This is a genomic window from Bradyrhizobium sp. SZCCHNR1017, from assembly GCF_032381375.1.
GTDB lineage: Bacteria > Pseudomonadota > Alphaproteobacteria > Rhizobiales > Xanthobacteraceae > Bradyrhizobium.
Map to the genome: position 1 here is coordinate 919,629 of NZ_JAUHIR010000001.1, position 18,865 is coordinate 938,493.

The window sequence follows — 18,865 nt, forward strand, 5'->3', positions numbered from 1 at the left end:
ACCCCTCAAGGTCTCATCATTGGAGCAGCGCGGCGGCCTTCACGGCCGTCACGGCGGTATTGTAGTTGTTGACGAGCTGCTGCACCGACGCCGCCGACATGTCGAGGATCGGCTTCGGATAAACGCCGAACAGGATGGTCAGCGCCACCAGCGGAAACAGGATCACGCCCTCACGCAGGGTGAGATCTTTGATGCTGGCGAGCGACGGCTTGGTCAGCGCACCGAACACCACCTTGCGGTAAAGCCACAACGCGTAGGCCGCCGAGAGGATGACGCCTGATGTCGCGAAGAACGCGGTCGGGATCGACACCTTGAAAGTGCCGAGCAGGGTCATGAACTCGCCGACGAAGCCGGACGTGCCGGGCAGGCCGACATTGGCCATCGTGAACACCATGAACACCAGCGCGTAGACCGGCATCCGGTTCACGAGGCCGCCGTAGGCCGCGATCTCGCGGGTATGCATGCGGTCATAGACCACGCCGACGCAAAGGAACAGCGCGCCCGAGACGATACCGTGCGAAATCATCTGGAACACGCCTCCGGCGACACCCTGCATGGTGCCCGCGAAGATGCCCATGGTGACGAAGCCCATATGCGCCACCGATGAGTAGGCGATCAGCTTCTTGATGTCCTCCTGCATCAGCGCGACCAGCGAGGTGTAGATGATCGCGATCGCCGAGAGCGTGAACACCAGCGGCGCGAAGTCGTGCGAGGCCAGCGGGAACATCGGCAGCGAGAAGCGCAGGAAGCCGTAGCCACCCATCTTCAAGAGGATCGCGGCCAGGATCACCGAGCCCGCGGTCGGCGCCTCGACGTGCGCGTCCGGCAGCCAGGTGTGCACCGGCCACATCGGCATCTTCACCGCAAAGGAGGCGAAGAACGCCAGCCACGCCCAGGTCTGCAAGGACCGCGGCACCGCCGTATGCATCAGGGTCGGAATGTCGGTCGTGCCGGCGTTCCAGTACAGCGCCATGATGGCGAGCAGCATCAGCACCGAGCCGAGCAGCGTGTAGAGGAAGAACTTGAACGAGGCGTAGACCCGGCGCGGACCGCCCCAGACCCCGATGATCAGGAACATCGGAATCAGGCCGCCCTCGAAGAACAGATAGAACAGCACGAGGTCGAGCGCCGAGAACGTGCCAACCATCAGCGTTTCCAGGATCAGGAACGCCATCATGTATTCGCGTAGCCGGTTGGTCACCGACTTCCAGCTCGCGATGATGCAGAACGGCATCAGGGCGGTGGTCAGGATCACGAACGGCAGCGAGATGCCGTCGACGCCCATGTGGTAGCTGATGCCGGCTGCCAGCCAGTTCGACTTCTCGACGAATTGGAAGTCGGTCTGGGCGGGATCGAAGCGCAGCACCAGGATCACCGACACCCCGAACGTGATCAGCGTGGTCCACAGCGCGATCCAGCGCGCATTGCGCCTAGCCGCCTCGTCGTCGCCGCGGACCAGATAGATCAGCAGCGCACCGACGATCGGCAGGAAGGTGACGACGGAGAGAATTGGCCAGGTGGTCATTGCTGGCCCCCCATGAACATGAACCAGGTGATCAGGCCGGCGACGCCGATCAGCATGGCAAAGGCGTAATGATAGAGGTACCCGGTCTGGATCTTGACGACGTTGCGCGTGATGTCGAGCACCCGCGCCGAAACGCCGTCCGGACCGAAGCCGTCGATGACGAAGCCGTCGCCCTTCTTCCAGAGGAAGCGGCCGAGCCACTTCGCCGGACGGACGAAGATCACGTCATACAGCTCGTCGAAGTACCACTTGTTGAGCAGGAACTTGTAGAGCAGCGGCTGCTGCGCGGCGAGCTCCTCCGGGATGTCCGGACGTCTGACGTAGAAGATGTACGAGACCACAAATCCCAGCACCATCATGACGAAGGGAAGCTGAGCGAGCCAAGCCGGCATGTGCTCCATGTCTTCGAGGATGTGCGGGTTCATCTTCAGCGACTCGCCGAAGAAGTGCTCGACGCCATGGGGATCGGTGAACACGCCCTTGAACGGGAGGCCGGCCAGGATCGAGCCTGCCGCGAGCACGCCGATCGGGATGAGCATCCAGATCGGGCTCTCGTGTGCGGCATCATAATGATGCTGATCGTGCGGCGTGCCGAAGAAGGTCTTGAACACCAGGCGCCAGGAATAGAACGAGGTCAGGCCGGCGGCGACAATGGTGAGGAAATACGCGTAGGTCGCGAACGGATTGTGCGCGGCGTACGCGGCCTCGATGATCGCATCCTTGGAGAAGAAGCCTGCGAAGCCGGGGAAGCCGGTGAGCGCCAGGGTGCCGACCGTCATCACCGCGAAGGTGTATGGGATCTTGCGCCACAGGCCGCCCATGTTGCGGATGTCCTGCTCGTGATGCATCGCGTAGATCACCGAGCCAGAGCCCAAGAACAGCAGCGCCTTGAAGAAGGCATGCGTGAACAGATGGAACATGCCGACCGAATAGGCCCCTGCTCCCATCGCCACGAACATGTAGCCGAGCTGCGAGCAGGTCGAGTAGGCGACGATGCGCTTGATGTCGTTCTGCACGAGGCCGACGGTCGCTGCGAAGAACGCCGTGGTCGCGCCGAAGAACATCACGACGGCCTGGGCGTTCGGGGCGAGCTCGAACAGCGGCGACAGGCGCGCGACCATGAAGACGCCGGCGGTGACCATGGTCGCGGCATGGATCAGCGCCGAGACCGGGGTCGGACCTTCCATCGCGTCCGGCAGCCAGGTGTGCAGCAGGAACTGCGCCGACTTGCCCATGGCGCCCATGAACAGCAGCAGGCAGGTCAGGGTCAGCGCGTCGGCATGCCAGCCGAGGAAGTTGATGGTCTTGCCGGCAAAGCTCGGCGCGGCGGCGAAGATGGTCTCGAAGTCGGTCGACTTCGCCAGCAGGAACACGGCGAAGATGCCGAGCGCGAAGCCGAAATCGCCGACGCGGTTGACGACGAAGGCCTTGATGGCGGCAGCGTTGGCCGACGGCTTCTGGAACCAGAAGCCGATCAGCAGGTAGCTCGCCAGACCGACGCCCTCCCAGCCGAAGAACAGTTGCACGAGGTTGTTCGCGGTCACCAGCATCAGCATCGCGAAGGTGAACAGCGACAGATAGGCGAAGAAGCGCGGACGGTTCGGATCCTCGTCCATATAGCCGATCGAATAGAGGTGGACGAGCGAGGACACGCTGGTCACAACGACCAGCATCACCGCCGTGAGCGTGTCGACGCGCAGCGCCCAGGACACCTGCAGCTCGCCGGAATTGATCCAGGGCAACAGCTCCTTCACGCCCGCCTCGTGGTGCATGAAGCCGACGCTGATCAGCATCGCCCAGGACAGGCCGGCCGACACGAACAGCAGCGCCGTCGTGATCACCTGCGCCGCCCAAGTGCCGGAGGCCGGCGGCTCGGCGACATGATGGTCGTCGTGTCCGTGGCCGTGATCGTCATGCGCGTGAGCGTGAGCGTCGGCGGCGCCGTGGTGATGACCGTCGTCGTGATGATGCTCGACCGTATCACCGCTCGGATGGCGCGCATGCGCGCCGAGCAGCGCGATCAGGCCGGCCAGGATCGCGCCCAGCAGCGGCAGAAAGACAATGGCCTGGATCATTCGCCCGTTCCCTTACGCATGACCTTGCCGGCGAGCCGGCCCCCATCTGTGCGGATCATGCGCCCTTAGCCCTTCATCATATTGACGTCTTCGACCGCAATCGAGCCGCGGTTGCGGAAGTAGACCACCAGCACGGCAAGGCCGATCGCGGCTTCCGCCGCCGCAACTGTCAAAACCAGCAGCGCGAACACCTGCCCGACGATGTCGCCCAGGAATGTCGAGAACGCCACCAGATTGATGTTCACCGCAAGCAGGATCAGCTCGACCGACATCAAGATGACGATGATGTTCTTGCGGTTCAGGAAGATGCCGAGGATGCCGAGCGTGAACAGCATGGCCGCGACGGCGAGATAGTGCCCCAATCCGATGGTCATTTCACCCACTCCGCCGCGTCCGTGTCCTGCAGCCCCTGCCCGACCGCGACCTTGCGGACCGCCATCGCCATCTCCGGCGTGCGCGCGTTCTGGACGTTGATGTCCTGGCGCTTGACGCTCGCCTTGTGGCGCAGCGTCAGCACGATCGCGCCGATCATCGCCACCAGCAGGATCATGCCGGAGAGCTGGAAGTAATGGATGTACTTCGTATAGAGCACGAGGCCGAGCGCCTCGGTATTTGTGACGTTGGTCGGGATCGCCGCGGTGATCGCCTTCGGCGTCGTCGGGTTGATGACCCAGTAGGACACCGTCAGCAGCAGCTCGAACAGGAAGATGCCGCCGATGACCAGTCCGATCGGCATGTACTGCAGGAAGCCCTCGCGCAGCTCCGTGAAGTCGACATCGAGCATCATGATCACGAACAGGAACAGCACCGCGACCGCGCCGACGTAGACGACCACGAGGATCATCGCCAGGAATTCGGCGCCCATCAGCACGAACAGGCCGGAGGCGTTGACGAAGGCGAGGATCAGATAGAGCACCGAGTGAACGGGGTTCTTCGAGACGATCACCATCACGGCCGAGGCCACGCAGACCGCCGCGAAGAGATAGAAGAAGAGCGCAGGAAGGATCATCGGACGGCCTCAGCGGTACGGCGCGTCGAGCGCGATGGCTTTGGAGATCTCGCGCTCCCAGCGGTCGCCATTCGCGAGCAGCTTGGCCTTGTCATAATACAGCTCCTCGCGGGTCTCGGTCGCGAACTCGAAGTTCGGTCCTTCGACGATGGCGTCGACCGGACAAGCTTCCTGGCACAGGCCGCAATAGATGCACTTCACCATGTCGATGTCGTAGCGCACCGTGCGGCGGGTGCCGTCGTTGCGGCGCGGACCGGCCTCGATCGTGATCGCCTGCGCGGGACAGACCGCCTCGCACAGCTTGCAGGCGATGCAGCGCTCCTCCCCGTTGGGATAGCGCCGCAACGCGTGCTCGCCGCGGAAGCGCGGCGAGATCGGGCCCTTCTCGAACGGATAGTTCAGGGTCGGCTTCGGCTGGAAGAAGTAGCGCATCGCGAGGAAGAATGCGGAGACGAACTCCTGCAGCAGCAGCGACCGTGCGGTGGCGGAAATGTTCATGACAGCCTCATTTCGGCGCGATGCCGGCGAAGTGCAGCACGCCTGCGACGATGACCACCATGGCCAGCGACAGCGGCAGGAACACTTTCCAGCCCAGTCGCATCAACTGGTCGTAGCGGTAGCGCGGCACGATCGCTTTCGCCATCGCGATCAGGAAGAACATGAAGAACAGCTTGAGCGAGAACCAGATGACGCCCGGCACCCAGTTGAACGGCGGCAGGTCGATCGGCGGCAGCCAGCCGCCCAGAAACAGGATCGTCGCCAGCGCGCACATCGTGGTGATCGCGACATACTCGCCGAGCATGAACAGGAGATACGGCGTCGAGCCGTATTCCACCATGAAGCCGGCAACGAGCTCCGATTCCGCCTCGACGAGATCGAAGGGCGGACGGTTGGTCTCGGCCAGCGCCGAGACGTAGAACACCACGAACATCGGGAACAGCGGCCAGACGTACCAGTTCAGGATGGTCAGCTGCGGCAGGCCGATCAGGCTCGCAAGCCCGCGGGCATGCTGCGCCTCGACCACCGCCGACAGGTTCAAGGTGCCGGCGCAGAGCAGCACGGTGATGATGACGAAGCCGATCGAGACCTCGTAGGACACCATCTGCGCCGCCGAGCGCAGCGCCGCCAGGAACGGATACTTCGAGTTCGACGACCAGCCGGCCATGATGATGCCGTAGATCGACAGTGACGAGATCGCGAAGATGAAGAGAATGCCGACATTGATGTCGGCGATCGCCCAGCCGAGATTGGTCGGAATCACCGCCCAGGCCGCCAGCGCCAGCACGCAGGAGACCAGCGGTGCCAGCAGGAACACGCCCTTGTTGGCGCCGGCCGGAATGATCGGCTCCTTGAGCACGAACTTCAGCAGGTCTGCGAACGACTGGAACAGGCCCCAGGGCCCGACCACGTTGGGACCCCGGCGGATCTGCACCGCCGCCCAGATCTTCCGGTCGGCCAGCAGGATGTAGGCGATCGCGACCAGCAGGACGACGAGCAGCAGGACGCTCTGCGCGACCATGATGATCAGCGGCCAGAGGAAGCCGGTCCAGAACGAGCTTGCGAAGAAATCAGCCATCAGGTCACGCTCACTCCGCTGCCGTCAGCATCTGCCCGGAAGCCAGACGGGAACATTCCGCCATGACCGCCGATGCGCGCGCGATCGGATTGGTGAGATAGAAGTCGTCGATCAGCGGCTTGAACGGTGCCTTCTCGAGGTTGCCGCCCTTGCCAGCCAGGGTCTTGATGTCGGCGATCTTGCCCGCCTCGATCTGGTCGACGCGGCCAAGATGCGGCACGGCCTTGATGATCGCAACGCGCAGCGCGGCCAGCGAGTCGTAGCCGAGCTTCCTGCCGAGCACGTCGGACAGCGCCCGGATGATCGCCCAGTCCTCGCGTGCCTCGCCCGGCGGGAATGACGCCCGGCCCGTCATCTGCACCCGGCCCTCGGTGTTGACGTAGAGCCCGGACTTCTCGGTGTAGGCAGCCCCCGGCAGGATGACATCGGCACGATGGGCACCGCGGTCGCCATGGGTACCGATGTAGACGACGAAAACGCCCTCGGGCACATCGACCTCGTCGGCGCCGAGCAGGAACATCACGTCCATGGTGCCGAACGTCGTCATCTGCGCAGCCGTGAGGCCGGTGCCGTTGAAGCCGATGTCGAGGGCGCCGACCCGCGAGGCGGTGTCGTGCAGCACGGCAAAGCCGTTCCAGTCGTCGCGCACGGCGTTGACGTCCATCGCGATCTTGGCGGCCAGCGACAGGATCGCGCCGCCATCGTGGCGCGCCGCGGCGCCGGCACCGACCAGCACGATCGGGTTCTTGGCGTTGCGGAAGGTGGTCGCAAACGAGTGCTTGCCGGCGGCGACGTCGCTCAGCGAGTCCGTGCCCGCGCCGATGTGCTCATAGGCATAGGTCAGGTCGGCCTTGGGACCGACCACGCCGACCTTGAGCTGGCCCGAGCGCCAGCGCTTGCGGATGCGGGCGTTGAGCACGGCCGCTTCCTTGCGCGGATTGGCGCCAATGATCAGGATCGCGTCGGCCTGCTCGATACCCGCGATGGTCGGATTGAACAGATAGGACGCACGGCCGAGCTTGGCATCGAAGCTGTCACCGCCTTGCACCGCGACGTTGGTCGAGCCGAGCTTGGCGAGCAGATCCTTGAGCGCGAACATCTCTTCGACCGCGGCGAGATCGCCGGCGATCGCGCCGATGCGCTTGCCGTCGATGCGCGACAGCTTGGTGGCAATCGCCTTGAACGCCTCCGGCCAGGAGGCGGCGCGCAGCTTGCCATCCTCGCGAACGTAGGGACGATCGAGCCGCTGCGTGCGCAGGCCGTCGACGACATGGCGGGTCTTGTCGGAGATCCACTCCTCGTTCACGGCATCGTTGATGCGCGGCAGGATGCGCATCACCTCGCGGCCGCGGGTGTCGACACGGATCGCCGAGCCCACGCCATCCATGACGTCGATCGACTGCGTCTTGCCGAGCTCCCAGGGGCGTGCGGCGAAAGCGTAGGGCTTCGAGGTCAGCGCACCGACCGGGCAGATGTCGACCAGATTGCCCTGCAGCTCCGAACTCAGCGCCTGCTCGAGATACGTCGTGATCTCCATGTCCTCGCCACGGCCGATCGCGCCCATTTCCGGCACGCCGCAGACTTCCGCCGAGAAGCGGACGCAACGCGTGCACTGGATGCAGCGGTTCATCGAGGTCTTGACCAATGCGCCGAGATACTTGTCCTCGACGGCGCGCTTGTTCTCGGCGAAGCGGCTGGTGTCCACACCATAGCCCATCGCCTGGTCCTGCAGGTCACACTCGCCGCCCTGGTCGCAGATCGGGCAGTCCAGCGGATGGTTGATCAGAAGGAATTCCATCACGCCTTCGCGCGCCTTCTTGACCATCGGCGACCGCGTCGAGATCTCCGGCGGCTCGCCCTTCGGGCCCGGCCGGCAGTCGCGCACGCCCCAGGCGCAGCTCGCGACCGGTTTCGGTCCGCCCTTCACCTCGACGAGGCACATCCGGCAGTTGCCGGCGATCGACAGCCGCTCATGATAGCAGAAGCGCGGGATCTCGGCGCCCGCCGCCTCGCACGCCTGCAACAGCGTGTACTCCGGCGGCACATCGATCTCTTTGCCATCGATGATGATCTTGGTCATTGCCTCACATCTCTCTCAAACCACGGACCACCGCGCCGCTGCGCACCGTGAGGGCGCGAGCGCGGGGAAAACGTTGCTGGCGAACCGGGCCGCCATCACCTACTCCGCCGCTACCATGTGCGCGGGATCGCGCACGCCCACGTCGTCGACATCGGCCTTGTGCGAATACTGGTCAATGCGCGCCTCGATCTCGTGACGGAAATGCGTGATCAGCCCCTGGATCGGCCAAGCTGCCGCGTCGCCCAGCGCGCAGATCGTGTGGCCCTCGATCTGCTTGGTGACTTCGAGCAGCATGTCGATCTCGCGCTTGTGCGCCCGGCCCTCGGCCATGCGCGTCAGCACGCGCCACATCCAGCCGGTGCCCTCGCGGCACGGCGTACACTGGCCGCAGCTCTCATGCTTGTAGAAGTAGGAAATGCGCGCGATCGCCCGGATCAGGTCGGTCGACTTGTCCATCACGATCACGGCCGCGGTGCCGAGGCCGGAGCGCAGCTTCGACAGGCTGTCGAAATCCATCGGCGTATCGATGATCTGCTCGGCCGGCACCATGCGCACGGACGAGCCGCCGGGGATGACCGCCTTCAGATTGTCCCAGCCGCCACGGATGCCGCCGCAATGCTTCTCGATCAGCTCGCGGAACGGGATGCCCATCGCCTCTTCGACGTTGCAAGGCCGCTCGACGTGACCGGAGATGCAGAACAGTTTTGTGCCGACATTGTTCGGACGGCCGATGCCGGCAAACCACGCGGCGCCGCGGCGCAGGATGGTCGGCGCCACCGCGATCGACTCGACGTTGTTGACGGTGGTCGGGCAGCCATAGAGGCCGACGTTCGCTGGGAAAGGCGGCTTCAGCCGCGGCTGGCCCTTTTTGCCTTCGAGGCTCTCCAGCAGCGCGGTCTCCTCGCCGCAGATATAGGCGCCGGCGCCATGCGCGACATAGAGATCGAACGGCCAGCCATGGATGTTGTTCTTGCCGATCAGGTTGGCCTCATAGGCCTGATCGATCGCCGCCTGCAGCCGCTCGCGCTCGCGGATGAACTCGCCGCGCACATAGATGTAGCAGGCATGCGCGTTCATCGCGAAGCTGGCCAGCAGGCAGCCCTCGACGAGATGATGCGGATCGTGCCGCATGATCTCGCGATCCTTGCAGGTGCCGGGCTCGGACTCGTCGGCGTTGACCACGAGGTAGCTCGGCCGACCGTCGGTCGATTCCTTCGGCATGAACGACCATTTCAAGCCGGTCGGGAAGCCGGCGCCGCCGCGGCCGCGCAGGCCGGAAGCCTTCATCTCGTTGATGATCCAGTCGCGACCTTTTTCGATCAGCGCCTTGGTGCCATCCCAGCTGCCGCGCCGGCGTGCGCCTTCGAGGCCCCAATCATGCAGGCCATAGAGGTTGGTGAAGATGCGGTCCTTGTCGTCGAGCATGATCAGACGGCTTCCTCGGGTGTCAGCGGTTCGACTGCATGGTGGCGATGAAGGCGGCGCAGCCGCCGAACACCAAGGCCCACAGCAGACTGGACTCCAGCGTCGCATTGAGCGCGAACCGCTGCAGCACGAAAATGAAAGCGGCGGCTGCGAGCGTATGCAGTGCCACGTAGCGCCAGTTCTTCATTGCGGCGCCCTCTTCGGTCAGGGCCGCAACGCGGGTGCGATTGCGGCTCATGTCTTCTCCTTCAGCGTGGTCGGCCCGCCCGCCGGCGCCGAGAACTGGCGGCCATTCTGCGGACCCGGCGTCGGCAGGTTGCCGGTCGCGAAGCCGTCGAGCACCTTGCCGAAGCTCTCCGGCGTCAGGTCCTCATAGGTGTCCTTCCAGACCTGCACCATCGGCGCGTTCACGCAGGCGCCCAGGCACTCGACCTCTTCCCAGCTGAAGTCGCCGTCCTTCGACAGGTGGAAGGGATCGTGATGGATGCGATGCTTGCAGACCTCGATCAGTTCTTCGGCGCCGCGCAGACGGCACGGCGTGGTGCCGCACACCTGCACATGCGCCTTCTTGCCGACCGGCTGCAGCTGGAACATCGTGTAGAAGGTCGCGACTTCGAGCACGCGGATGTAGGGCATGCCGAGCATGTCGGCGACGACGCGGATGGCCGCCTCCGACACCCAGCCCTCGTTCTGCTCCTGCGCGCGCCACAGGATCGCGATCACGGCCGAGGCCTGGCGGCCTTCCGGATATTTCGCGATCTGCGCTTTGGCGAAGGCAAGGTTCTCGTCCGTGAACGCAAAGCTCGCGGGCTGGACTTCCTTCGGGGCAAGACGGCGGACGGACATGGCTCTTCAATCTTTCATTGCATGCGGCGCGCGGCACTTGCATTGAGCGCTGCGACGCGATTCTGCCAGAAGGCACTTGCAGTTCCGAACACGTTATAGCCGACGTGGGCGGACGCCTTGATCCGGTCGAGGATCGACAGCTCTGTCACGGTCTCAAGGCGGCCGCTTGCGGGGTCGTAGACCATCAGTTGCATCGGCGTCTGATCGAGGATGTAGCGCGAGACCGTATGGTTGCGATCCTGGCCGTGCTCCTCGCACAGGATCATGCTGTCGGTCGCGAGCAGCCGCGCCCCGCCCTTGATCGCCTCGATCTCGACGCCCTCGACGTCGAGCTTGATCAGGTACTTGCCGGAAGCGGCGACCTTGCCGTCGTCGATCAGATCGTCGAGCGCCATCACCGGCACCTGCTCGCCGCCGGCGTTGTCGCCGGCGATACTGAAGGCCTCGTGCTTGGTACCGGTGAGATGCGCGACGCCGCGGCGTTCGCCGATGGCGCACTTCATCACTTCGAAGCGGCCGCCGTTGATCTGCGCATTGTTCGCGAGCTTGGCGAAGTTCGCCGAGGACGGCTCGATCGCGATCGCCTTGTGCGCGCCGTAGGGCGTGCTCGACACCAGCACCGACCAGTAGCCGTAATTGGCCCCGCCGTCGATGAAGGTGTAGTCGACATCGACAGTGCCGAGAAACAGGAACTCGAGTTCGTCCTCATAGTGATAGTCGCGGTTGAGCAGCTTGCTCCAATAGCCGTCGCCATAGGGAAACTCGAACACGGCGTCCGGGTTGAGCTTCACCGCGATGTCGCGTTCGGGCAGCGCCAGCCGCAGCAGATTGGCACAGCGGTTGTAGCCGCGATGCGAGAAATGCGAGGAAATCTTCGAGCCGGTCGACAGCGCCAATGCAGCCGTGCGCTCCCAGAGGTTCGCTCCTTCGAGCGCTCCGGAAGCACGATCGAACTGGATCGGCGCATGGCCCATCAGCGGTCCACCTCTCCGAACACGATGTCGAGCGAGCCGAGAATGGCCGAGACGTCGGCGAGCAGATGGCCGCGGCAGATGAAATCCATCGCCTGTAGATGCGCGAAGCCCGGAGCGCGGATCTTGCACTTGTACGGCTTGTTGGTGCCGTCGGCGACGAGATAGACGCCGAACTCACCCTTCGGCGCCTCGACGGCCGCATAGATCTCGCCTGCCGGCACGTGCACGCCCTCGGTGTAGAGTTTGAAGTGGTGGATCAGCGCTTCCATCGAGCGCTTCATCTCGCCACGGCGCGGCGGAGCGATCTTGTTGTCGGTGATCATCACCGGGCCCTGCCCGTCCGGTGCTCGCAGCTTTTGGATGCACTGCTTCATGATACGCACCGACTGGCGCATCTCTTCCATGCGGATCAGATAGCGGTCGTAGCAGTCGCCGTTCTTGCCGATCGGAACGTCGAACTCCATCTCGGCATAGACGTCGTAGGGCTGCGACTTGCGCAGGTCCCAGGCCGCGCCCGAGCCGCGCACCATCACGCCGGAGAAGCCCCACTCCCAGGCCTGCTTCAGGGTCACGACGCCGATGTCGACGTTACGCTGCTTGAAGATGCGGTTGCCGGTGAGGAGCCGGTCGAGATCGTCGACCACCTTCAGGAACGGATCGCAGAATGCGTCGATGTCGTCGATCAGCTTCGGCGGCAGGTCCTGGTGGACGCCACCGATGCGGAAGTAGTTGGCGTGCATGCGCGAGCCGGAGGCGCGCTCATAGAACACCATCAGCTTCTCGCGCTCCTCGAAGCCCCACAGCGGCGGCGTCAGCGCGCCGACGTCCATCGCCTGGGTGGTGACGTTGAGCAGATGCGACAGCAGCCGTCCGATCTCGGAGTAGAGCACGCGGATCAGCTGGCCGCGGCGCGGAACCTCGATGCCGAGCAGGCGTTCGGCGGCGAGGCAGAAGGCATGCTCCTGATTCATCGGCGCGACGTAGTCAAGCCGATCGAAATAGGGCATCGCCTGCATGTAGGTCTTGGTCTCGATCAGCTTCTCGGTGCCGCGATGCAGCAGGCCGATATGCGGATCGACGCGCTCGACCACCTCGCCGTCCAGCTCCAGCACCAGGCGCAGCACGCCGTGGGCCGCCGGATGCTGCGGACCGAAATTGATCGTGAAGTTGCGGAGTGCCGGGCTCTGCTCGTTCATGCTCGCGCTCCCACTCACTTCGTCGCCTTCTCATCGCCCGGCAGCGGATAGTCCGCACCTTCCCAGGGCGACAGGAAATCGAACTTGCGGAATTCCTGGTTGAGCCGCACCGGCTCGTAGATGACCCGCTTCTCCTGATCGTCGTAGCGCACCTCGACGAACCCCGTCGTCGGGAAGTCCTTGCGCAGCGGATGGCCGTCGAATCCGTAATCCGTCAGCAGGCGGCGCATGTCCGGGTGGCCGACGAAGATCACGCCGTAGAGGTCGTAGGCCTCACGCTCGAACCAATCGGCGCCCGGAAAGACATCGATCAGCGACGGCACCTGCGTCGTCTCGTCGGCCTCGGCCTTCAGCCGGATGCGCGCGTTCAGCGTCGGTGACAGGAAGTGATAGACAACATCGAAACGCTTGGCGCGCTCAGGATAGTCGACCGCCGTGATGTCGGTGATGTTGACGAAGCGGAGAGCCGGATCGTCGCGCAGATGTGTCACGACCTCGACGATCCGGGCGGGCTCCACGTTCACCGTGAGCTGATTGAAAGCGACCGTATGGCCGATCGCGGCGCCCGGGAGCGCGCTTACGATCGTCTGCCCAAGGGTGTCGAGCCTGCCGTCGTCCATAACGAAAAACCTTCAGCGTTCGATGGTGCCGGTGCGCCGGATCTTCTTCTGCAGCAGCAGCACACCGTACAGCAGCGCTTCGGCGGTCGGCGGACAGCCGGGCACGTAGATGTCAATGGGAACGATGCGATCGCAGCCGCGGACCACCGAATAGGAATAGTGATAGTAGCCGCCGCCATTGGCGCACGACCCCATCGAGATGACGTAGCGCGGCTCCGGCATCTGGTCGTAGACCTTGCGCAGCGCCGGCGCCATCTTGTTGGTCAGCGTGCCGGCGACGATCATCACGTCGGACTGGCGCGGCGAGGCGCGCGGCGCGAAGCCGAACCGCTCGACGTCGTAGCGCGGCATCGAGACCTGCATCATCTCGACGGCGCAGCAGGCCAGGCCGAACGTCATCCACATCAGCGAGCCGGTGCGGGCCCAGGTGATGAGATCGTCAGCGGTGGCGACGAAGAATCCCTTGTCCGACAGTTCGTGCCTGACCTCGAGGAAATACGGGTCGTTGGCACCGATCGGCCTGCCGGTCGCGGGATCGAGAATGCCCTTCGGGGCCGGAGCGATCGCCGGCCCGGTCGAGGACGTGGTCGGGCTCAATCCCATTCAAGCGCGCCTTTCTTCCATTCGTAGGCAAACCCGACCGTCAACACGGCCAGGAACACCAGCATCGACCAGAAGCCGGCCGCGCCGAGCTTGCCGAATGCGACTGCCCAGGGGAACAGGAAGGCGACTTCGAGGTCGAAGATGATGAAAAGGATGGCAACCAGATAGAAGCGGACGTCGAACTTCATGCGGGCGTCGTCGAACGCATTGAAGCCGCACTCGTACGCGGAGAGCTTCTCGGGATCGGGCTGCTGGTAGGCGACCAGGAACGGCGCGATCAGCAGCACCACCCCGATGATGGCTGCGACACCTATGAAAACGACGAGGGGGAGATAGTTCTGAAGGATGCCGGTCATCGGCGCCACTTTCCTCTGCGGTTTCGGTGCAAACCGCAGACTCGTTGCATTGGAATTGGTCGAAGCCTTAGCGCAGCGCACCAAGCCGCGCAAGACAAGCCGTCTCGCCGGTGTCATCCCTCCCCACATTGCGGAAACCCGGACACACCGAGCAACGGCGCCGCGGATGACGCGTGCAGGAGCCGCATTGCAGACCCGCAGCATTACGGTGCCGCACGGTCCAACGCAGGACGCTGAGGCGATCAGCAATCGCGAGGACGCACGCCGGTGTGCGCAGGCTGGCTGGTCGGAGACGGATGCGGATCAGCGCTCGATCGGGAGATCCAAACGAGGCGACGGGACCGTCACCCGATAGGCTTCCGTTACCGCGGGAGATGGTCACGAAGGGCCGCCGGATCAAGATCATCCACGGCCGCCGTCGATACCGGCACCGCCGCGCGCTGTTAGCCCCGGCCGCATACTCCCGATTGCCGCCGCGTCGGCTGCAACCGATGAAACCATTTTGAGGAAACGAAGAAACGGGATCGAAACAAAGCGGGGGTACATGTCCAGGCAACAAAGTGGCGCTCTGAGACGCCGGGAGGCTGACATGAACCACTCGCTGCATTCCGCAGACCGATCGACCCATCTGAAGATCGTCGTCGTTGCCCTGGTCGCCGGCATCGCGGTGACCGCTTTCGGCATCGCGACCCGCGCCAACGTCGACTACAGCCAGACGGCATCGCACGTCGTGAAGGCAGGCAAGCCGGTGACCATGACGAGTTCCAGCGACTCGATGGTCGTCCGCTGAGGCCACTGCTCCGCTGCCATCTGACAGCAATCGCAGGCCACCCGCCGGGTGGCCTTTTTCATGCCCGATCGGAAAATCGGCGACGGAGCACTTGCAGTCCGGCGGAGCGCCAGGTCGTAGACGGGAGGGGATCGCGCGGCGGCGCTGATTGCGCCAGCGGACAGATCACATCAAAAGCTAAGCCATTGAAAACATGGCGCGAGAGACGGGGCTCGAACCCGCGACCTCCGGCGTGACAGGCCGGCGCTCTAACCAACTGAGCTACTCCCGCGTGATCGCGAAATCCGCGGAGGAGTGCGACTTAAAGGGGCGATGTTTCGAAGTCAAGGACAATGAACCGACAGCTGTGCGAAGTCCTTGATGGGGGAGCAATGCAGGACGCCCGATCTCCTTGGCTGGGCCCAGGCAGCCGACGTTAGTCGCCGCACGATGATGGGCCAGATCGACCTGTCCCGCGTCTCTCCTTCCGGACCGCAGCAACCCCGCCCCGCGGCGGCGGCGCTGGCGGTCGCTTCGCGACGACGTCGCAGGCCGGATATGGCAAAATGGGCGCCAAGTCCGACCGCGCATGCTTCCGACCGGGCATTGAAATTTCCGGCCGCGGTCCCCACCGAGGCGCACTTGCTGACCAGGAAGCGAGTGAGAGGAGAATCCTCGCGGACGCTGCCCACGAATCGCCCGCCACCGGTGCGAGGAAGATGAGCTTCGAATCGCCGGAGTCGGTATCCTGCAGGTGGCGCGCGCCGGAGTGCGCAATCCTGCTGTCGGCGAGGCGGTGCTGATCAACGCCGGCCCGCGACCCGCCGTATTCCGCACGGGAGCTGGCGGACGATCTTTGATCAGAGCGGAAACCCTTGATAGCCTGCCACCCCCTGGTATCTGGCATGCAATAACTGATATATTAGTATACTGATACCTCCAGTAACGTCTCCCTCTCTCTCTCTTGGTGCCCATGTCCGACCCGCTTCGCAGCTACACCCACTCCGTCACCGAGCGCCTGCTCCGCTACGCCGCGATCGACACCCAGTCGGACCCGACGTCGCCGACCTGTCCTTCGACGCTCAAACAGAAGAATCTCGGCCGGATGCTCGCAGCCGAGCTGCAGGCAATGGGCCTCTCGGACGCCCACCTGGACGACCATGGCTACGTCTATGCGACCATCCCCGCCACCACCGACAAGGCCGTGCCGGTGATCTGCTTCTGCTCGCACATGGACACGTCGCCCGATTGCTCCGGGGCCAACGTGAAGCCGCAGATCGTGCGCAACTACCAGGGCGGCGACATCGTGCTGCCGGGGGACCCGAGCCAGATCATCCGTGCGGCTGAGCATCCTGCATTGAAGGACCAGATCGGCAACGACATCGTCACCACCGACGGCACCACCCTGCTCGGGGCCGATAACAAAGCCGGCATCGCCGAGATCATGGACGCGGCGCAGTTCCTGATCAGCAATCCGCAGATCAAGCATGGCACCATCAAGATCCTGTTCACGCCGGACGAGGAGATCGGCCGTGGCGTCGACCGGGTCGACCTGAAGAAGCTCGGCGCCGACTTCGGCTACACGATGGATGGCGAAACCGCCGGCAACATCGAGGACGAGACCTTTGCCGCCGACGGCGCCACCATCCTCATCAACGGCGTCAGCGCCCATCCCGGCTTTGCCAAGGGCAAGATGGAGCACGCGATCAAGATCGCGTCCGCAATCGTCGATCGGCTCCCGAAGGATGGCTGCTCGCCGGAGACGACGGAGGGCAAGGAAGGCTTCCTGCATCCGGTCGGGATCTCCGGCGCGCTCGAACAGGCGCGACTCGACTTCATCGTGCGCGATTTCAGCGAGCAGGGCCTGCGGCAGAAGGAAGCGCTGCTCGAGGACATCGTCAGGGATGTCCTGAAGGACTATCCGCGCTCGAGCTATCGGATGGAGGTTCGGCAGCAATACCGCAACATGAAGGAGGTCATCGATCTGCATCCGGAGATCGTGACCTATGCCGAGGAGGCGATCCGCCGCGCCGGCCTGACGCCGGTCAGGACATCGATCCGCGGCGGCACCGACGGTTCGCGGCTGTCGTTCATGGGCCTGCCCTGCCCCAACATCTTTGCCGGCGAGCATGCCTTCCACTCGCGTCTCGAATGGGTCAGCGTCCAGGACATGGAGAAGGCGGCGCAGACCATCGTCCATCTGGCGATGATCTGGGAAGAGCGATCCTGAGCGCCGTCCGGCGCGCGTCAGACGCGCGCCGTCACCAGCCAGATCGAGCCGGCGAGCGTCACGCTGTCGCCGCGTACATACTGCGTCAGCAGCTCGCGGACCGACTGCCGCGCCGCCTCGCGCGTCTCCTGGGGATGCCCCTCCAGCGCGCGGCTGGCGGGGCCGATTTCGAACGCCGACTCCACTGCCGCCTCGAGACCCTGCCCGCGGGCGATGTCGAGTGACAGCGCATGCGCCTCCAGCGCGACGTCGCTGAAGCCGGCCTCGCCGAGGATCCGCGCCACTCGCGCTTCGGATGCGAAGGCGAACGGGCCAGGATCCTCCGGCGCCATCTCCGGCAGCTTCGGGACGTGACGATAGACCGCCTGCAGCGGCGCGATCATCCAGGGATTGGCCTTCGGCTCGCGCCAGCAGGCGAACACGACCCGGCCGCTCGGCTTCAGCGCGCGGCGGATGTTGGCGAACGACGCCACCGGATCGGCAAAGAACATCACCCCGAACCGCGACACCAGCAGATCGAAGCTCGCCGGCGCGAACGGATACACGGTCGCGTCGGCCAGCACGAACTCGGCGGGAAGCCCGGCCGGCGCCACCGCGCGCGCCCGCTCGAGCATCGGTGCGGAGATGTCGACGCCGAGAACGGAGCCGCCGGGCGCCACCTGCCCGGCCAGTGCGATCGACAAACCACCACAGCCGCAGCCGATGTCGAGAATGCGATCACCCGGCTTCGCGGCGATACGCTCGATCAGGATCTGCGACACCGGCGCGAGCAGGATGTCCTGGGCCTCCTGGCGATCGGACCAGCGCTGGCCGCCGGGCCCGTTCCAATAGGCGATCTGGTCGGCGTTGCGGTCGTCCCCTGCCGGCAATTGCATGATGTGCCCTGTCTGATTGAGGTCATCGCAAGAGCCGGCATGGCGCATGCAGCCGCCTGTCCTGTCAAGGCACGAGGCCGCGATGCGCTTGAGGAAGAAAATGGGCCGGTCCTCACCACGGTTCGGAGAGACTTTCGCCGATGGCGAGAGCGCTCCAACGTCGGCTCAGACGCGCGAACTCCTGTCGGATGGCGTCGCGCCGCGCCGGCGTGTAGGCCGCGCGCTCCTCCGCTGACATCCCGTCCAGCAGGCTGCGCGCCGACGGTGCCATCTCGGCCCCGCGCGCCCGCAGCGCCGGATCGTCAGCCTGCTGCAGCCAGTCCTGCCAGCACACATATGTAGCGCGCTCGGAGCGGGCATAGTCCTCGCTGCGTTCCGGCATCAGGCGCTGGTCCCTGGTCTCATGCCTGCGACGCAGCCGCGCGGCCTCGCGGGACGAGGTCGCATGCGGGACCAAATGAAAGGTCCCGGCCGTGCCGCCGGCCGCGAGCCGCCCGAATACGGCGCCGTCAATCCCGAGATGCTTTTCGACGATGAAGTGTTGCAGATCATGCGGCATCCAGGGATCGAAGCCAGGCGCCGGGCTCATTTCGAGGGTGCGTCCATCACCGAGCATCGCGCGCACCGCGTAGCGGCGCTCTCCGGTGCGGACGAAGGAAACAGTCATTGGCGGTCGCGGACGACGAGACATGGGACACTCGCAATT

At 64.6% G+C, this 18,865-nt stretch carries 19 protein-coding genes and 1 tRNA gene; 2 read left to right on the forward strand and 18 right to left on the reverse strand.

What is annotated here, in order from left to right:
- Positions 1-16: 16 nt before the first annotated feature.
- From QW863_RS04270 to QW863_RS04340, 15 genes are all read right to left on the reverse strand, one after another.
- Complete coding sequence (locus QW863_RS04270) at positions 17-1,525, reverse strand: NADH-quinone oxidoreductase subunit M (protein WP_315711560.1); 1,509 nt, start codon at positions 1,523-1,525, stop codon at positions 17-19.
- Positions 1,522-3,600, reverse strand: a complete 2,079-nt coding sequence (nuoL, locus tag QW863_RS04275; RefSeq protein ID WP_315711559.1) for an NADH-quinone oxidoreductase subunit L — start codon at positions 3,598-3,600, stop codon at positions 1,522-1,524. Before nuoL ends, QW863_RS04270 begins: the two co-directional genes overlap by 4 nt.
- Before the next feature lie 65 nt (positions 3,601-3,665).
- Positions 3,666-3,974: an NADH-quinone oxidoreductase subunit NuoK gene (gene nuoK / locus QW863_RS04280; protein WP_315711558.1), complete on the reverse strand. Its 309-nt coding sequence runs from the start codon at positions 3,972-3,974 to the stop codon at positions 3,666-3,668.
- The gene (locus QW863_RS04285) at positions 3,971-4,609 is read right to left on the reverse strand and encodes an NADH-quinone oxidoreductase subunit J (protein ID WP_015666525.1); all 639 of its coding nucleotides are present in this window, start codon (positions 4,607-4,609) and stop codon (positions 3,971-3,973) included. The genes nuoK and QW863_RS04285 overlap by 4 nt, the downstream gene beginning before the upstream one ends.
- 9 nt (positions 4,610-4,618) lie before the next feature.
- On the reverse strand, positions 4,619-5,107 hold the full coding sequence (nuoI, locus tag QW863_RS04290; RefSeq protein ID WP_006611003.1) for an NADH-quinone oxidoreductase subunit NuoI: 489 nt from the start codon (positions 5,105-5,107) through the stop codon (positions 4,619-4,621).
- A 7-nt stretch (positions 5,108-5,114) separates the two neighbouring features.
- Positions 5,115-6,185 carry an NADH-quinone oxidoreductase subunit NuoH gene (gene nuoH, locus QW863_RS04295; RefSeq protein WP_315711556.1) on the reverse strand — a complete coding sequence of 357 codons (1,071 nt, stop codon included), beginning with the start codon at positions 6,183-6,185 and terminating at the stop codon, positions 5,115-5,117.
- Positions 6,186-6,195: 10 nt separating this feature from the next.
- Positions 6,196-8,265, reverse strand: coding sequence for an NADH-quinone oxidoreductase subunit NuoG (gene nuoG, locus QW863_RS04300; protein ID WP_315711555.1), 2,070 nt, complete (start codon positions 8,263-8,265; stop codon positions 6,196-6,198).
- Between the two features lie 99 nt (positions 8,266-8,364).
- The gene (nuoF, locus tag QW863_RS04305; protein ID WP_315711552.1) at positions 8,365-9,690 is read right to left on the reverse strand and encodes an NADH-quinone oxidoreductase subunit NuoF; all 1,326 of its coding nucleotides are present in this window, start codon (positions 9,688-9,690) and stop codon (positions 8,365-8,367) included.
- A gap of 22 nt (positions 9,691-9,712) precedes the next feature.
- A complete protein-coding gene (locus QW863_RS04310) occupies positions 9,713-9,928 on the reverse strand; it encodes a hypothetical protein (protein ID WP_315711550.1) in 216 nt (71 codons plus the stop codon).
- Entirely contained in the window at positions 9,925-10,536 is a 612-nt protein-coding gene (gene nuoE, locus QW863_RS04315) for an NADH-quinone oxidoreductase subunit NuoE (protein ID WP_172109602.1), read from the reverse strand. The genes QW863_RS04310 and nuoE overlap by 4 nt, the downstream gene beginning before the upstream one ends.
- Positions 10,537-10,550: 14 nt before the next feature.
- Positions 10,551-11,510: an FkbM family methyltransferase gene (locus QW863_RS04320; protein WP_315711548.1), complete on the reverse strand. Its 960-nt coding sequence runs from the start codon at positions 11,508-11,510 to the stop codon at positions 10,551-10,553.
- Positions 11,510-12,706, reverse strand: coding sequence for an NADH-quinone oxidoreductase subunit D (locus tag QW863_RS04325; protein WP_315711546.1), 1,197 nt, complete (start codon positions 12,704-12,706; stop codon positions 11,510-11,512). The genes QW863_RS04320 and QW863_RS04325 overlap by 1 nt, the downstream gene beginning before the upstream one ends.
- Positions 12,707-12,720: 14 nt before the next feature.
- Complete coding sequence (locus QW863_RS04330) at positions 12,721-13,326, reverse strand: NADH-quinone oxidoreductase subunit C (protein WP_315711544.1); 606 nt, start codon at positions 13,324-13,326, stop codon at positions 12,721-12,723.
- Positions 13,327-13,338: 12 nt separating this feature from the next.
- Positions 13,339-13,923 carry a NuoB/complex I 20 kDa subunit family protein gene (locus QW863_RS04335; RefSeq protein WP_173424458.1) on the reverse strand — a complete coding sequence of 195 codons (585 nt, stop codon included), beginning with the start codon at positions 13,921-13,923 and terminating at the stop codon, positions 13,339-13,341.
- Positions 13,920-14,285, reverse strand: a complete 366-nt coding sequence (locus QW863_RS04340) for an NADH-quinone oxidoreductase subunit A (protein ID WP_008964559.1) — start codon at positions 14,283-14,285, stop codon at positions 13,920-13,922. The genes QW863_RS04335 and QW863_RS04340 overlap by 4 nt, the downstream gene beginning before the upstream one ends.
- Before the next feature lie 589 nt (positions 14,286-14,874).
- Between QW863_RS04340 and QW863_RS04345 the strand changes: the two genes are divergently transcribed.
- Positions 14,875-15,075: a hypothetical protein gene (locus QW863_RS04345; RefSeq protein WP_315711542.1), complete on the forward strand. Its 201-nt coding sequence runs from the start codon at positions 14,875-14,877 to the stop codon at positions 15,073-15,075.
- Between the two features lie 194 nt (positions 15,076-15,269).
- Here QW863_RS04345 and QW863_RS04350 read toward each other — a convergent pair.
- Positions 15,270-15,346: transfer RNA gene (locus tag QW863_RS04350), tRNA-Asp, on the reverse strand.
- A 681-nt stretch (positions 15,347-16,027) separates the two neighbouring features.
- On the opposite strand from QW863_RS04350, the gene pepT reads away from it, so the two are divergent.
- Positions 16,028-17,284, forward strand: coding sequence for a peptidase T (gene pepT, locus QW863_RS04355; protein ID WP_315711541.1), 1,257 nt, complete (start codon positions 16,028-16,030; stop codon positions 17,282-17,284).
- A 17-nt stretch (positions 17,285-17,301) separates the two neighbouring features.
- On the opposite strand, the gene QW863_RS04360 is transcribed toward pepT, so the two are convergent.
- Together QW863_RS04360 and QW863_RS04365 are read right to left on the reverse strand one after the other, a co-directional pair.
- Positions 17,302-18,159, reverse strand: coding sequence for a class I SAM-dependent methyltransferase (locus QW863_RS04360; protein WP_315711540.1), 858 nt, complete (start codon positions 18,157-18,159; stop codon positions 17,302-17,304).
- A 112-nt stretch (positions 18,160-18,271) separates the two neighbouring features.
- The gene (locus QW863_RS04365) at positions 18,272-18,826 is read right to left on the reverse strand and encodes a hypothetical protein (protein WP_315711538.1); all 555 of its coding nucleotides are present in this window, start codon (positions 18,824-18,826) and stop codon (positions 18,272-18,274) included.
- Positions 18,827-18,865 lie beyond the last annotated feature (39 nt).